At 68.8% G+C, this 15474-nt stretch carries 10 protein-coding genes; 4 read left to right on the top strand and 6 right to left on the bottom strand.

What is annotated here, in order from left to right; all coding sequences use genetic code 11:
• Window positions 1-5: 5 nt before the first annotated feature.
• The 4 genes from AB0L97_RS16815 to AB0L97_RS16830 form a co-directional block, all read right to left on the bottom strand.
• Window positions 6-560, bottom strand: coding sequence for a GtrA family protein (locus tag AB0L97_RS16815; RefSeq protein WP_355080814.1), 555 nt, complete (start codon window positions 558-560; stop codon window positions 6-8).
• Window positions 557-2803 carry a hypothetical protein gene (locus AB0L97_RS16820; protein WP_364430205.1) on the bottom strand — a complete coding sequence of 749 codons (2247 nt, stop codon included), beginning with the start codon at window positions 2801-2803 and terminating at the stop codon, window positions 557-559. The genes AB0L97_RS16815 and AB0L97_RS16820 overlap by 4 nt, the downstream gene beginning before the upstream one ends.
• Before the next feature lie 71 nt (window positions 2804-2874).
• Complete coding sequence (locus AB0L97_RS16825) at window positions 2875-3339, bottom strand: GtrA family protein (protein ID WP_364430619.1); 465 nt, start codon at window positions 3337-3339, stop codon at window positions 2875-2877.
• A 23-nt stretch (window positions 3340-3362) separates the two neighbouring features.
• Window positions 3363-5534: a hypothetical protein gene (locus AB0L97_RS16830; protein ID WP_364430622.1), complete on the bottom strand. Its 2172-nt coding sequence runs from the start codon at window positions 5532-5534 to the stop codon at window positions 3363-3365.
• Between the two features lie 269 nt (window positions 5535-5803).
• Between AB0L97_RS16830 and AB0L97_RS16835 the strand changes: the two genes are divergently transcribed.
• Together AB0L97_RS16835 and rffA are read left to right on the top strand one after the other, a co-directional pair.
• Entirely contained in the window at window positions 5804-6904 is a 1101-nt protein-coding gene (locus AB0L97_RS16835) for a glycosyltransferase family 2 protein (RefSeq protein ID WP_355080809.1), read from the top strand.
• Entirely contained in the window at window positions 6894-8033 is a 1140-nt protein-coding gene (gene rffA / locus AB0L97_RS16840; RefSeq protein ID WP_356969045.1) for a dTDP-4-amino-4,6-dideoxygalactose transaminase, read from the top strand. Before AB0L97_RS16835 ends, rffA begins: the two co-directional genes overlap by 11 nt.
• 18 nt (window positions 8034-8051) lie before the next feature.
• Here rffA and AB0L97_RS16845 read toward each other — a convergent pair whose 3' ends face one another.
• Window positions 8052-8651: a class I SAM-dependent methyltransferase gene (locus AB0L97_RS16845; protein ID WP_355080806.1), complete on the bottom strand. Its 600-nt coding sequence runs from the start codon at window positions 8649-8651 to the stop codon at window positions 8052-8054.
• Window positions 8652-8707: 56 nt separating this feature from the next.
• Window positions 8708-11659: an AMP-binding protein gene (locus AB0L97_RS16850; RefSeq protein ID WP_364430211.1), complete on the bottom strand. Its 2952-nt coding sequence runs from the start codon at window positions 11657-11659 to the stop codon at window positions 8708-8710.
• A gap of 803 nt (window positions 11660-12462) precedes the next feature.
• Between AB0L97_RS16850 and AB0L97_RS16855 the strand changes: the two genes are divergently transcribed.
• On the top strand, window positions 12463-13869 hold the full coding sequence (locus tag AB0L97_RS16855) for a family 2B encapsulin nanocompartment shell protein (protein ID WP_364430214.1): 1407 nt from the start codon (window positions 12463-12465) through the stop codon (window positions 13867-13869).
• Window positions 13870-13883: 14 nt separating this feature from the next.
• The gene (locus tag AB0L97_RS16860) at window positions 13884-15452 is read left to right on the top strand and encodes a family 2 encapsulin nanocompartment cargo protein terpene cyclase (RefSeq protein ID WP_364430217.1); all 1569 of its coding nucleotides are present in this window, start codon (window positions 13884-13886) and stop codon (window positions 15450-15452) included.
• The last annotated feature ends 22 nt before the right edge of the window (window positions 15453-15474 follow it).

The following is a 15474-nucleotide window of genomic DNA, read 5'->3' on the forward strand; positions in this document are numbered from 1 at the left end:
GGAACCTACCTTCCGGCCGGGCCGGAACGAGAACCGTCCGCATCGGGGGCGGGCGTCCGGCGGAACGAGATGTGGCGATGACCGAAGAAGCTGGCGCCCGCCACCAGCGCCATCACCGCGATCGCCGACGGAATGCTCGGCAGGTGCAGCACCGAGACGCCCAATTGGAGCAGCACCATGTTCAGCACCAGTCCGCCGGAGTTCACCGCGACGAACGCGACGAAATCCCGCACCGTGCGCCCGCGCACCCGGAACACCAGGGTCCGGTGCAGGACGAACGCCACGAACACGCTGATCGAGTAGGCCAGGGCGGGCGCGAGCGCGGCGGGCGCCCGGTCGCCGAGTACCGCCAGCCACAGCACCGTCAGGGCCATGCCGAGACCCGTGTTCACCATGCCGACGATGGCGAACGCGATCTCTTGCCGACGCACCAGGCGCAGCAGCGGACCCGGGTCCGCGCTCTTGGCTCCGGAACCCGTCTCGGCCGTGACCCCCGCGGCATCGAAGCGCCGCGCGTCCGATGCAGGCGCGCCGACGTCGTCCGCCGCATCCGCGCTCATCGGGCGGCGTCGGCCAGGTGGGTTTCCGGCGTCACGGCCGCGTCGAGCGGGGACGGCTCGGCACCGGAACCTTCGTCGAGCCGCCGCCTGCCGCGCAGATACGCCCACTGCGACAGGCCGACGATGAGCAGGCCGAGCAGTGCCGCGGCGACGCCGATCCGCCACCCCGGCGGCTGCCACGACACGACCAGGTCACCGGAGCTGCCAGCCGGAAGATCCACGGCGACAAAGGTTTTCGCCACCAACGTGGAGGGTGTCTCGCGACCGTCGAGCGTCACGCGGTAACCGGGCCAGCCGAGCCGCGCGAAGACGATTCGGCCGCCCTCCGTGGAACTCACCCGCACCCGGCTGGTCGTGTCCGACTCCCCGACCGAGGTGGCAGTCACGCCCTGGGTGGCGGCGATCCGGCCGTCCCGCGCCGAGATCGAGCCGTCGGTGCGCTCCAGCACCGAGATGTACTTCTCGTGCCCGGGGTAGTCGACCCAGCGCCAGCCGGGCGGCGCGGGCTGGTCGCGCGCGTCCGGGTACAGAGCGCGATGCAGTACCACCCGGTCGACTTTCATCAGGTCGACGATGGTCCGGCCGGTGGTCGGCTCGGTCGCGAACGCGCGCCGGTAGGCATCGGGACAGACGCTGGTGTCCCAGCGCATGCACAACGTCTCGCCGAACCAGTAGTGCCCGTTGGGGGTGTATCCGCTGACGTAGGTCAGCTCGAGGTCTTTGGCGTAGTTGCCGAATACCAGCGATCCGTACGCGCCGGGCAGATTCCGTTCCTGCGGCGGGATGAGCATGCGGTCGCCGAGTTGCAATGTGGTGCCGGGGAAGTCGGGGAACGCGGCTTTCATCTCCGAGCGGTTCTCCGGCAGATTCCAGCCCATCGGCGTCGGTTGCGCGTCCCGCACCTGGACGTACGCGACGGGGAAGACCGAAACGACGATCAGCGCGCACGCCGCGGCCACGCCCCGGCTGCGCCCGAGCCATACCGCGACGGCGCCGAGCGCGGCCACCCCGAGCGCCGCGACGACGTGCCGGATCACCTCGTGCGGCGCGGCCGAGAAAGTGCGCACCCACAGCAGGCCGATCAGCACCGCGGCCGCTGTGCCACGCCGCCGCCAGTCCCGCACGGTCGCGAAACGGCCGAGCAGCACGCACACCAGCACCAGCAGGCCGAGCGCGATCATCGGCAACACCCGCGCGGGCCAGCGCAACGGTCCGACCGCGCCGGGACCGGCCGTCCACATCAGCGCCATCACCGCGAACAGCCCGGGCGCGACGAGCTCACGCGCCGCGCCGAGCGCCTTGCGCCAGTCGACGAACGCCAGCGCGGGAATCAGGAACCACGCGATGTAGACCACCGGCATCGGCTGCACGTAGCCCCACCAGGAACTGAACGCGGGCAGCGTGCTGGGCAGGCTGGCGTTCAGCGACTCCGACCACGGCACCGTCAGGAACTGGTCGTTGTTGATCTGCGCGGTGCCGCGCCAGGTCACCTTCGCCGACAGCATGCTCGGCAGGTAGGTGGCCAGTCCGGCCAGCGCCGCACCGGCGGCGACGGTGAGCAGACGCACCGACGGACGCCACGCCTTCTGGTACACGAGTTCGCCGATCGCGACCGCGACCACCATCAGCCCGGCCTCGACCGCCGGGAAGATGTACTGCACCGAGATGGCCAGATACAAGAAGACGAAGGTGGGAATCGGCCCGCTGCGCCCGCGGGCGTAGCGCACGCCGGAGGCCCAGGCGTGAGCCATCCAGGCGGTGCCGGTGAACGCGGTCATCCAGCTGGACTCGTCGAAGAACAGCAGCCATCCGGTGAACGGAATGGCGGCCCCCGCGACCGCCGCCCACGGCGCCTTCGCTCCGTAGGCCAGGCAGATCCGGTACACCCCGAGCGCCAGGATGATCGCGAAGATCAGTTTCACCACGGTGGCGTACAGCGCGAGGTTGTCGACCGAGGGCGCGATCAGATCGATCAGCAGTTGCGGCGGATTGAGCAGCCCGGCCTCTTCGATGGTGTAGTTGCCCGCCATCCAGTGCTCGGGGATCATGCCGGGCAATCGTCCCTCGCGCAGGTACCGGCCGAGCATCACCCACAGCGGCGCGTACTGCGATTCGGTGTCGTCGGTATAGAAATGCCGGACGTTGGCGAGTAGCACCGCACCGTATCCCGCGATGACCCCGAGCGCCGTGATGACGCCCCATGTGCAGACTTCGCGCGAAGGAAAGGTGCTACGTTCGGCCACGAGTTCCAGACCCTACCGTCACCGCGTTGCCGCTCCGGCAAGCCAGTACCGGGATGCCATTCGGTGACGCGTCATCCGGTCGCGTTCTCGGTCCGCGCCTCCGGCTTGCGGCGGAACGAAATGTAGCGATGGCCGAAGAAACTGACGACGGCGACCAGGCCCATCACCACGACGGCCGACGGAATCCGCGGCAGATGCAGCATCGAGACCGCCAGCGACAGCAGCACCGTGTTCATCAGCAGCCCACCGGAATTCACCACGACGAAGCCCGCGAAGTCGCGCAGCACCCGGCCGCGCACCCGGAACACGAGCGTCCGGTGCAGGACGAAAGCGACGACGATGCCGACGGCGTAGGCCAGCACGACCGCCACGGCGGGCGGCCACGCGTCACCCAGCACCGCCAGCCACACCACGGTCAGCGCGATCCCGAGCAGGGTGTTGCACGCGCCGACCAGCGCGAAGGCGACCTCCTGCCGCCGGACCACCCGCACCAGGAGTCCGGCCGCGGGCCCGTCGCCCACCGCGTCGGCGCCCACGGCGACCGGAGGCGGGTTCGTCGTCACGAAACGACGTCCGCCAACTGGCGATCCGGTTCGGCGGGCTCGGCGGCGGCGCTCTCCTCCGGCTCCTCGCGGCGCCGGGACCGGACGAACAGCCACTGCAGGACGCCGATGCCGAGCACACCCGCCACCACGGCGGCGATGCCGATCTTCCAGCCGGGCGGACGCCAGGTCAGCACCAGTTCGGCGTCCTGGGTGCCCGCGGGAACATCGACGGCGATGAAGGACTTGGCGACCGTCGTGATCGGAAGCGACTTGCCGTTCAACGTGACTCGGTACCCCGGCCAGCCCAGCCGAGCGAACACGACCCGGCCGCCTTCGGCCGAGGACACGCGCACCCGGCTGGTGGTGTCGGTCTCGGAGATCGATGTCGCGGTCGCTTTCTGGGTCGCCGTCACGCGGCCGTTCGTCGTCGAGATCGGTCCGCCGACGCGTTCCAGCACCGCGATGTAGCGCTCGTGCCCGGGATACTCGACCCACGTCCAGCCCTCGGGTGCGGGCTGGCCGGGCGCGTCCGGGAACAGCGCCCGCTGCACCACCACGCGGTCCAGGTTCATCAGATCGACCAACGGCCGCCCGGTGGTCGGCTCCGGCGCGAACATGCGCCGGTAGGCGTCCGGGCAGACACTGCCGTCCCAGCGCATGCACAGCAGCTCACCGAAGTAGAAATGGCCGCTGGGGGTGTACCCGTTGACGTAGTTCAACTCGAGTCCGCGGGCGTAGTTACCGAAGACGAGCGAGCCGTAGGCCGCCTCGATGCTCTTGTCCTGCGGCTGCAGCAGTCCACGGTCGCCCAGCTGGATGGTGTTGCCCGCGAAGTCCGGGAACGCGGCCATCGCCTCCGAACGCTTCGTCGGCAGATTCCACGACATCGGCGTGGGTTGCGCGGCATCGACCTGGAAATAGGCGATCGGGAACATCGCGACGATGGTCAGGGCGCACGCCGCCGCGGTGCCCTTGGCGCGCCCGAGCCACACCACCGCCGCCACCAGCGCCGCCAGCGCCAAGGCCGCGATGACGTGCCAGATGGCGTCGTGCGGGTCGGCGGAGAAGGAGCGCACCCACAGCAGCAGGATCAGCACGCCCGCCGCGATGCCGCGGTTCTTCGGATCGCGGAACGTCCCGAAACGCCCCAGCAGCACGCACACCAGGACCAGCAGCCCGATGGCCAGCATCGGCAGCACGCGTGCGGGCCAGCGCAGCGGCCCGACGGAACCGGGGCCCGCCGTCCACATCAGCATCATGATCGCGAAGATCGCGATCGCGCTGAGCTCCCGCCACGCCTCCTTGGCTCGCCGCCAGTCGACGAACGCCAGGGCGGGGATCAGGAACCAGGCGATGTAGGTGACCGGCAGCGGCTGCACGTAACCCCACCACGACGTGAAGGCGGGCATCGAACTGGGCAGGCTGGCGTTCAGCGACTCCGACCACGGCACCGTCAGGAACTGGTCGTTGTTGATCTGCGCGGTGCCGCGCCAGGTCACCTTGGCCGACAGCATGCTCGGCAGGAAGGTCAGCAGGCCCGCGAGCCCGGCGCAGCCCGCCGCCAGCGTCAGCCGCAGCACCGGCTGCCACTTGCGCTGGTACACGAGCTCGCCCACGGCCACGGCCAGCAGCATCAGCACCGCTTCGACCGCGGGGAAGATGTACTGCGTCGAGATGGTCAGGTACAGGTAGACGAAAACCGGAACGGGCCCGCCTCGACCGCGCGTGTAGCGGACCGAGGCCGCCCAGGCGTGCACCATCCACGCTGTGCCGGTGAGCGCGGTCATCCAGCTGGCTTCGTCGAAGAACAGGAAGAAGCCTGACAGCGGCAGCGCGATACCCGCCACCGCCGACCAGGCGGGCCGCCCGCCGTAGACGAGGCAGACGCGGTACACGCCGAGCGCGGCGATGATCGAGAAGATCAGCTTCACGACGGTGGCGTACAGCGCGACGTTGTCCACCGAGGGCGCGATCAGATCGATCAGCAGTTGCGGCGGGTTGAACAGGCCCGCGTCGTCCATGGTGTTGTTGCCCGCCATCCAGTGCTCGGGCACCATGACCGGAAAATCGCCTGCGCGCAGCGCACGGCCGAGGCCGACCCACAACGAGGTGTACTGGGACTCGGTGTCGTCGGTGAAGAAATGCCGGGCGTTGGCGAGCAGGACAGCGAGGTAACCCGCGACCACTCCGAGCGCGGTGATGACCCCCCACCGGTAGACATCTCGCCGCGAATACGCGTCCGGCGGCGAGTCGAGCACTGCACTGTCCGTCACGAGTTCCAAACCCTACAGGGCGGCTCCCGGCTTGGCATCGGTCGCGGACGCCACCAAGATGAGGGCATGATCAGCTGCTCCGCTGGCCACCCGGCGCACCGTGCTAGAGTCCACACCGGTTCGGGCTCCGCAGTTCTGCCACGAGTACCGGCACGCACCGTCATCGAAAGTCGATCCAGCTGATGCCGATCCCACCCGCCCGCACACTCCGTTCCGGCGCCCCCGCGACGAACGGTGACCCGGCACGGCCCGGCGTGGACCGGCCGCACACGGTGTCGGTGGTCGTGCCGGTGTACCGGGGCGAGGACACGATCGCCGGTCTGGTCGCCGAACTGCACGATCTCACGCGCACCACCGAGACTCCCGGCGGTACCCCGTTCGTCGTCTCCGAGATCATCCTGGTGCACGACCACGGCCCGGACCGCTCCGACGTGGTGCTGCAAGAACTGCAACGGACCTATCCGACCGTGCGCACCGTCTGGCTCAGCCGCAACTTCGGCCAGGACGCTGCGACGATCGCCGGGATGTCGGCCGCGGCCGGTGACTGGATCGTCACCATGGACGAGGACGGCCAGCACGATCCCCGCTTCATCAGCACGTTCCTGGACACGGCGCTGGCGCAGCGCGCCGATCTGGTCTACTCCAAGCCGAGCAACACCAGGCCGCACGGCTTCCTGCGCAATCTGACCTCGCGCGGAGCCAAGCTGGTGCTCGCGACGCTGTTCGCGTTCCCGGATTCCACCCGGTTCGAGAGCTACCGGCTGATCCGCGGGGACATCGGCAGGCAACTGGCCGAGGTCGCGTCCAACGGCGTCTACCTGGACGTCGCGCTGACCTGGGTGGTCGGCGCCGTCGCGCAGGCGCCGGTGGTGCTGCGCGCCGAGGGCAGGGAGGAGTCCGGCTACAACTACCGCCGCCTGTTCTCGCTGTTCTGGAAGATGGTGCTGTGCAGCGGGACCCGCGGGTTGCGGCTGGTCAGCCTGCTCGGCGTCACCCTGGCGCTGGCCGGCGGCGTGATGGCCGCGGTCGTCGTGATCGAAGCGCTGACCACCGACGGCTGGGCGCCGGAAGGCTGGGCATCCACCATCGTGGTGCTGCTGCTGTGCTCCGGCGCCATCCTGTTCTCACTCGGACTCATCGCCGAGTACCTGGGCGTGGCGCTGCACATCCTGGTGGGCAAACCGCTCTATCTGACCGTCGAGACGCCGACACCGCGTCCGGCGGACACTTCGGAAATGACCGCGACCACCGCCAGCAGGGGGACCGACCGGGTTGAGCACTGACCGCGTCATCTTCAGCCGTCCGTACCGGGCGCGCCGGGAATTAGCGAATCTGGAGGCCGTGCTGGCCTCCGACCACAGCCACGGCGACGGACAGTTCACCGCGTCGGCCACCGCGAAGCTGAAGGCGATCACGGGCGCTCCACACGCCCTGCTCACCACCTCCTGCACATCCGCGCTGGAAATGGCGGGCCTGCTGCTGGAGTTGGGGCCCGACGACGAAGTGATCGTGCCCAGCTTCGCCTTCACCTCCACCGCCACCTCGATGGCGCTGCGTGGCGCCACGTGCGTCTTCGCCGACATCGATCCGGCCACCGGGAATCTGGACCCTGAGTCGGTGGCGGCCGTGGTCACCGAGCGGACGAAGGCCGTGGTGGTCATCCACTACGGTGGCGTCGCCGCCGACATGGCCGGACTGCTCGACCTGGCGAACACGCACGGCTTCGCCGTCGTGGAGGACAACGCGCACGGACTCGGCGGCACCTGGCGTGACCGGAAGCTCGGCACCATCGGCACGATGGGCACGCTGAGCTTCCACGACACCAAGAACGTGCACTGCGGTGAGGGCGGCGCGCTGCTGCTCACCGACGAAATCCTGATGGCGCGCGCCGAGATCATCCGGGAGAAGGGCACCGACCGGGCCCGGTTCCTGCGCGGCGCCGTGGACAAGTACTCCTGGCAGGACATCGGCTCCAGCTACCTGCCCAGCGAGCTGAACGCGGCCGTGCTCGACGCGCAGTTGGACGAGTTCGACACCATCCAGGCCGGACGCCACCGGGTGTGGGACGCCTACGCCGCCGCCCTGCCGGATTGGGCCGAGCGCAACGATGTCCGTCTGATGTCCGTGCCCGCCGATCGCGGGCACACCGCGCATCTGTACTACCTGCGGACCCCGAACGAGCGCCGCCGCGACGACCTGATCGCGCACCTCGCGGCGCGGGGTATCTCCGCACCGTTCCACTACATCCCATTGGATTCCAGCCCGGCCGGGTTCAAGCTCGGCCGCACGCCGCGGGCCTGCGCCCGCAGCGCGGAGTTCTCCGGAACCGTCGTGCGTCTGCCGCTCTGGCCGGATCTCACCGACGCGCAGGTGGCCCGCGTCGTGGACGCGGTCACCGCGTTCACCGTGTGAACCGGCCCGCACGCCGGTTCACGCGGTGAGTATGTAGAGCTTCTCCCGCCCGCCCGCGATGAGGGACTGCCGCGCCACCCGCGGGCCGTACGCCGTGAAGAACTCGTCCAGCGTCCGCTCGGTGAAGCGGTGTGCCTGCTCGCCGTCGCCCGCGTCGGTGAACCGCTTGCCGATCGTGGCGAGGACCGGATTGTCACTGGTGGCCAGGTTGCGGACCGGTTCGGCGACGATCACCCGGTCGGTGGCCGCAGCGAGCATCCGATCGAGCAGCGGGCGCGGCTCGGGCAGGAAGTGGTAGAGGCTGGCCTGCATGATGACGTAATCGGCCGTGGGCAGCGCGTCGCCGGAATGCAAATTCCACACCTTGCCCCGCCCGCCCGCTTCGTTCACGCGCGCGACGAAGCGCTCGTTCAGATCGAGCCCGGTGTAGTCGACCGACTTGTGGCGCAAGTAGCGGGTGTAGAGCGTCGCGGGCCCGCAGCACAGATCGACCACGCTCGCCCCTTCCGGGACGAGTTCCGCGATAGCGCGATACCGAGCCGTGTAGTGCTTGCCGTACAACCCGCGCATCAGGACCTCGTAGACAGTCCCGTTGCGGTAAATGAGGCTCGTTCCCACAGGCACTCACTATGCCATCGGTCGATGAATCCGGCTCTTCGGCAACATGTATCGCGTCAGCCACCGAGCAGCGCGCGCGCTTGGTCGTCGGTGAGGATCTCGTAGGCGTCCGATGCCCGGTTGTACCACCAGGTATCCGGCCCCGGCTCCGGCCTGCCCGCCGCCTGCACGGCGCGGGCGGACGGACGGAACGACGGGCTGCGCGGGATGTCGTCCACCACGTACACCAGGTCGGGCCGCTGGTCCGGGTCCAGCACCCGCAACGCCTCGGTGACATCCTTCGGGTCCAGGCGGAGACCTTCGCGCACGCTCACCGCGGCCACCGCGATGCAATGGTCGTCGACGTTCAGTCCGTAGGTGACTTCCATGTCCACAGCGGTGATGTCGTTGAGCACGTCGACGATCGGCTGACCGAAGACCGGCCCGCGCCGGGTGTGGATCACCGTGTCCGTGCGGTCCATCAGCCAGTAGTCGCCGTCGCTGTCGCGGCGGAACAGATTCTCCGTCGGCATCCAGGAGTCGCCCGCCGTGAAGACCCCGCGCAGGCCGCCCGCGGAGATGTCGACGCCGTCGGACGCCTTGCCGATCAGCAGACCCACCTCGTTGTCCGCGCAACGGCGGGCGTAGCCGGATCCGTCGACCAGGATGCGTTCGGTGAGCGGGTCGTAGGCGACCAGTTCCACCTTCGCGGTGCCGGGAACCGACCTCCCCTTGCATCCGCGTTTCACCCCGGCCACGTTGGCCAGCACCACGTCACCCTCGATCGAGGCGTAGTACTCGAGCACGCGGGCGGGCTCGAACTGCTCCACGGTGCGCCGCCACAGTCCGGCGGGCATTCCGGAGCCGATGAACAAACGGATCGGGTGGCTGTGGCCGTCCGGGAACACCTCCGCGTCGAGGATGTCGCGCAGCATGGTCCAGGTGTAGGTCACCACGGTGACGCCGTAGCGGTGCACCTCCTCGGCGAAGCGCGCCGGGTCGAGCGACCGGGCCAGCGAGACCCGGCTGCCACCCGCGATCGCCCCGCCGAGACTGACCAGCAGCCCGGACGAATGATGCAGCGGCGCAAGGCAGTACACCGTGTCCCTGCGATTGAGATCGGCCGTGGTCGCGGTGCCGAACGCCGACAGCGCCCAGCGGTGGTTGGTGATGTACTTCGTCTCCAGCCGGTCACCGGTGCCGGTGACGAGCACGAACGCCAGCTCGCGCGCCAGACCGGGGTCCGGCCGGTACCAGGCGGGCACCCGCACCCGCGCCGGGTCGATCTGCTCGAGGTCGATCAGGCGGTCGGTCGTGGGCAGCGCCAGCTCGCGCGTGCTACCACCGCCGAGCACCAGCACCCTGGCGTCGGTCGCGGCGGCCTGCCGCAGGTTCTCCGGATCGGAGATCAGCGTCTCGACGCCGGTGAGCTCGATCGCGCGGCGCAGGTCGCTGTGCGGGGCGAGCAGCACCGCCACCGCGCCCAGCCGCGACAGCGCCGCGACCGAGGCCAGCGCGCTGGGCCGGGTCTCCATCACCACGCCGACCCGCATGGCCGGGCGCACGCCCACCGAGATCAGGCCGCGCACCACGTTGTCGATGCGCTCGTTGACCGCCGCGTTGGTGTGCACGCGGTCGTCGAACAGGAAGAGGTCCCGCTGCGGCGCGCGGCGCGTCTGCTCGGTCAGCAAACGGCCGAGCGATATACGGGTGTGCGGCTGGATCATGCCGAGGCGGGTCAGCCTGGGCAGAGCCCGCGCGGCCTCTCCCGCCAGTTCGATCGATCCGCGCACCGTGTTGCTCGCGATGCCTTCGAGGGCCTTGCCGACGCCGGTGCCCGCCTCGGCCAGCGTCGCGGCGGTGTGCACCACCCGGGTGGCCGCCGAGCGGGGGCGATTGCTGGGCACGTGCTCGGTCATCGGCACGATCTCAGGGGGCAGCGGCTTGTCGCCGTTCATCCATTCCACCCACTGCCGCACCAGCGGCCAGGTGTGTTTGCTGGCCATGCTTCCGGCCACCAGGCCGAAGTGGCCCGCGACCAATGTCGCCTCGTAGACCTCCGCGTTCGGCGCGGCCCGCACGATGCCGCGCACCGCGGCGGGCTGTCCGATGTCGTCGACCTCGCCGACGAACGCCAGGATCGGGCATTTCAGTTCGGCCAGCGAGATCGGGTGATCGCGAATCACGAAACCGCCGAGCATCAGTCGGTTGTGCGCGACGAATTGCTTGAGCAGATCCGCCGCGGCCGGGCCCGCGTAACCGACCCAGCCTTCACTGTTGAGGAATCGGCGCTGGCGCTCCTTCGGCAACAACGCCTCGCGGTCGTGCAGCTGAAGCAGGAAGTCGATCCTCGACTTGGCCGTCTTCACCGGATCGAGCAACTGGAAGCCGATGCGCACCATGGAGTCGGTGATCGGCAACCGGGTGACCACATGATCGGCCAGGAAGTCCGCGACGTCGGAGACCATGCCGTAGGGCAGCCCGAACGGCATGCCCGCGACGATGTCGACCGGGCTGCCGAAGGTGACGATGCTGTCCACGCCCTTGCCGTACCGGTAGGCGGCGGTCTGGTAGGCGAACATGCCGCCCTGCGAGTAGCCCATCAGGTGCACGCCGCTGCCGGTGGCCTCGTTGACGGTGTCGATCGCGCTGTTGACGGCCAGCACGTGGTCGGCGAGATCGCGCTGCCAGCCGCCCTCCTCGCTGGCGGGCGAGCCGAAGTCCACCACCCAGCAGTCGATGCCGCCGCGGTGCAGGATCCCGACGGCGCCCTCTTCGGCGTTCACATCCCAGATGTCGGCGTTCACCATGAGCGGCGGGACCAGCACGGCCACCGGGCGCCCCGGCGTCGTGTCGTCGGGGAAGTAATGCCGCAGCCGGTACATGCGTCTGCGTTCCACGACCTCGAACGGCGAGGACGCCACGTCAGGGGTCAGTCCGCCGAAGCGGATGACCTCCAGGCCGTTCTGCGCGGTCGCCATCAACCGCTGTACCGAGCCCACCACAACCTTCGCATTCAACTTCACCATCGCTCCTGGCCCTACCCTAGAACGTGACCCGCATCACACACGGCGACGTGTTCAGACGAGCTTCCCACACCACTTGTCCATTATGTGTCCGCTGTGACACGTCACATGCCAGGTTGCCGCAGTCGGCTCCCTGACGGTCACGTATCGACGCGGAAACATTCCATCGCGGCAGCCCCGGCCACCGGCAACCCGGATAGGTCAGCGCCATCGGTGTGCCCGGGCGCCCGCCACCGTTTTCACGCCGCGCCGGAATACGGGCGCACATCGATCGAGGGGTCACCTACTCGACCGTATCCCGGCGGCACCCACGCCCCGGCTCGGACATGGCTTACGTCCGGCAGCACAGCGGGTAGGGACATCGCTCGCGACCGGTGGATGCCACGGCATGGCCGCGATGGCCACTCCAGCCGCCCGATTCGCCCACATCGAGAGAGCGCCGGGCACCGCTTGTGCCGAGGCAGTCGAACGCTCACATAGCTGATCTGCCGCTACCAGAACGCAATTCGGACCGAACCTCCGGACGCAACCCGCCGTTACCGGAATCGACCGCGTGTCGTGACCATCCGGCGGGCGTCGGAACGATCTTCGAAATTTTTCTGTGCACAGCCGCTTTCGGCGTCTACCATCGATCACGTCTGGAACGCCCTGGCGCGTAGGCAAATTCGATCGATGAGCTCTCCGCGGGCACGCCCGCTGCTGTTTGATGTGAACACCCGGCGACTCTGAACTATCGACGATCTCGAATCCCCTGCTCCACAACCCGTCACCACGTCTCGGTGGCCGTCTCGAGGTGAGGACCACGCATGACCATTGAAATGCCAGTCCAAACGGAAAACAACGTGCGCAGGAGCCTGAGCACCAGTACCGCGGGCCTGCTCGCGCACACCACCAAATCCGAACCGCAGATGCAGGGCATCAGCTCGCGATGGCTCACTCGCGCGCTGCCGTGGACGCAGGTCAACGGCGGTGTATACCGAGTGAACCGCCGCCTCACCCACACCGTGGGCAACGGCGAAGTGGAATTCGTCATCGACGGCTCCACCGCACGCGTCATTCCCCTGGAATTGCAAGAACTTCCGGCGCTGCGCGGATTCGATGACGAGGACGTGCTGCGCGCCCTCGCGGACCGTTTCGAACAGCGCGATCTCGAACCGGGCATTGTGGTAGCGGAATTCGGCAATCCGATGGATCAAATTCTGCTGATCGTGCACGGCAAATTGAGCAAAATCGGGTCGGGTGAGTACGGCGAGCAGACGAAGCTCGGCATCCTCGGCGGCGGCGACTTCTTCGGCGACACGATATTGACCGAACCTTCGGCGATCTGGCCGGTCACCATCAAGACGGTCACGCGAACAACCATGTTGGTCCTTCCGCGACGATCACTCACAGAGTTCATCGACAGAACTTCGGCATTGCGCGAGCAACTTTCTCGCGTGGCTTCCGCACCCACCCATCCGCAGAACAACAAAGGCGAGGCGGACATCGCGATCGCCTCCGGCCACGCGGGCGAGCCGCTGTTGGAAGGCACGTTCGTCGATTACGACGCCGCCCCACGCCAATACGAACTCAGCCTGGCGCAGAGCGTGCTGCGGGTGCATACCCGAGTCGCCGACCTGTTCAACGACCCGATGAATCAGGTCGAGCAGCAGCTGCGCCTGACCATCGAAGCGCTCTACGAACGCCGCGAATACGACCTGGTCAACAACCCCGACTTCGGGCTGCTGCACAACTGCGATCTCAAGCAGCGCATCTACGCCGAGACCGGCGCGCCCACCCCGGACGACTTCGACGAACTGCTCAGCATGCGCCGCAGCACGAAACTATTTCTTGCCCATCCGAAGGCGATCGCCGCGTTCGGACGCGAATGCACCAAGCGCGGGCTCTACCCGGATCCGGTCGAGGTGGACGGGCACCGGGTTCCGGCGTGGCGAGGCGTACCGATCTTCCCGTGCGGCAAGATCCCGATCAGCGACACCCAGACCACCTCGATCCTGGCCATGCGCACCGGCGAGAAGGACCAGGGCGTGATCGGCCTGCACCAGACCGGGATTCCGGACGAATACGAGCCGAGCCTCAACGTGCGCTTCAAGGGCATCGACGACCAGTCGATCATCTCCTACCTGATCAGCTGCTATTACTCGGCGGCCGTGCTGGTGCCCGACGCGCTCGGCGTGCTCGACAACGTCTCGGTCGCCCGGCAAGCCGACTGACCGGGGTGATGGGCATGTCGGTGCTCTCCCGCGCCGCGGCGGCGCACGCCACCGATGAGGTGGCCGCCACCGTCGTCGCGCTACTCACCAATACCCGGACAACCGCTCCGGCCGACCTGTTGTCGACGAAAGCGGCTGATTCGCCGAATATTTCGTCGGTGGCCGGACAGGCGGGGGTCACACCGCGCGCTCTGCTCGGTCCGTCCGGCCTGGGCGCCGCCGCGCTGTTGCTTGCCCGTACCGGCGCGGACGCTGCCACGACGCCCGCCGTGGCGGCGACTTCCCCTACCGCTGTCCGCGCCGGCACACCGGGAGCAGCCATCGAAGGGGCAGCCGCAGTTCTCGCCACCGCACCGGGGCCGCCCCTGGTGACGGGACGAACTCCGTTGCCCGCAGCGCCACGCATTCCCACCGGACCCACCGGGCTCGGCACGCCGTCGGCGCTGCTACACGGCCTCGCGGGGCCACCTCGCACGGGCACGCGGACGCAACCGAGCATCGGGTCGGATGCCGCGGGCGGTCCCGCACGCGTGCCACGCACACCGACCGGATCCGGCACCGCCGAGGTGTGCCGCGATCGGCAGGATCCGATTCCACCGCTGTACTGCCCGCCGCCGCTGCGTGACGATCCGGCTCTCGCCGAGGCCGTCAACATCGGCATCGTCGACTGGGCCAGGGACATCGGGTTGTACGAGGGGCGGCTGCAGGAGTTGCGCGACGCCGATTTCGGCCGGCTGATCATGCTCGCCCACCCGGACTGCGACGATGCCGACCGGCTGCTGGCGGCGGCGAAATGCGCGGTCTCGGAATGGTCCGTGGACGACTACTACTGCGAGGAGGATGCCGACGACCGGGCACCGGACGGCACCCCCTCCAGCGCCGAGGCGGAGTTGGGTCCCCGGCTCGAATTGGCGGCCGCCGCCATGGACCCGGTCTATCTTCCCGCGCGTTACGTCGCCCAGCTCGAGGCCGCTCTCGAAGCCGATCCGATCCTGCGCGCGTTTCGCACGTCCTTCGAGCACCTCGCACGCTACGCACGCCCTGCGCAACTGGCCCGGCTGCGCACCGAGATCGCGGGCTGGTTCATCGCGCTCGGAGCGGAAGCGGGCTGGCGCTCGGCGGGGCGGATGCCGCCGGTGTGGGAGTACCTCGCCAATCGGCAACCGCACAGCTTCCTGCCGTGCATGGCGCCGACCGATGTGGTCGGCGGCTACGAGTTACCGGCCGCCGAGTACACCGACCCCGCGGTGCGCCGCGTGGTCACCACCGCCGCGCTGGCCAGCCAGATGGTCAACGACCTGTATTCGATGGCGCGCGAGGATCTCTCCAACGGCAGGGAGTTCAACCTGCCGACCGTCCTGGCCGCCGAGGAGCGCTGCTCGCGCCGCGAGGCCGTGCTGCGCACCGCCGAGGTGCACGACGAACTCGTGCACCGGTTCGAACGGGAAGCGGCGCCCCTGGCCGCGCTCGGCTCGCCGGAACTACGCCGTTTCCTCGCGGGCCTGTGGGCCTGGATGGGAGGCAACCGCGCCTGGCACGCCGACAGCAAGCGCTATCGCGACCCGCACCAGAGCCACCTGTAAGAGAGCAACGAAGCAGTACCGC

It is taken from the genome of Nocardia sp. NPDC051911, from assembly GCF_040681035.1.
In the GTDB taxonomy this organism is placed as follows: domain Bacteria; phylum Actinomycetota; class Actinomycetes; order Mycobacteriales; family Mycobacteriaceae; genus Nocardia; species Nocardia sichangensis.

What these genes read in the sequence shown, in the direction of transcription:
- AB0L97_RS16860 (WP_364430217.1), top strand. Translation starts at nt 13,884, where the DNA reads ATGTCGGTGCTCTCCCGCGCCGCGGCGGCGCACGCCACCGATGAGGTG.
- AB0L97_RS16855 (WP_364430214.1), top strand. Translation starts at nt 12,463, where the DNA reads ATGACCATTGAAATGCCAGTCCAAACGGAAAACAACGTGCGCAGGAGC.
- AB0L97_RS16850 (WP_364430211.1), bottom strand. Translation starts at nt 11,659, where the DNA reads ATGGTGAAGTTGAATGCGAAGGTTGTGGTGGGCTCGGTACAGCGGTTG.
- AB0L97_RS16835 (WP_355080809.1), top strand. Translation starts at nt 5,804, where the DNA reads ATGCCGATCCCACCCGCCCGCACACTCCGTTCCGGCGCCCCCGCGACG.
- AB0L97_RS16815 (WP_355080814.1), bottom strand. Translation starts at nt 560, where the DNA reads ATGAGCGCGGATGCGGCGGACGACGTCGGCGCGCCTGCATCGGACGCG.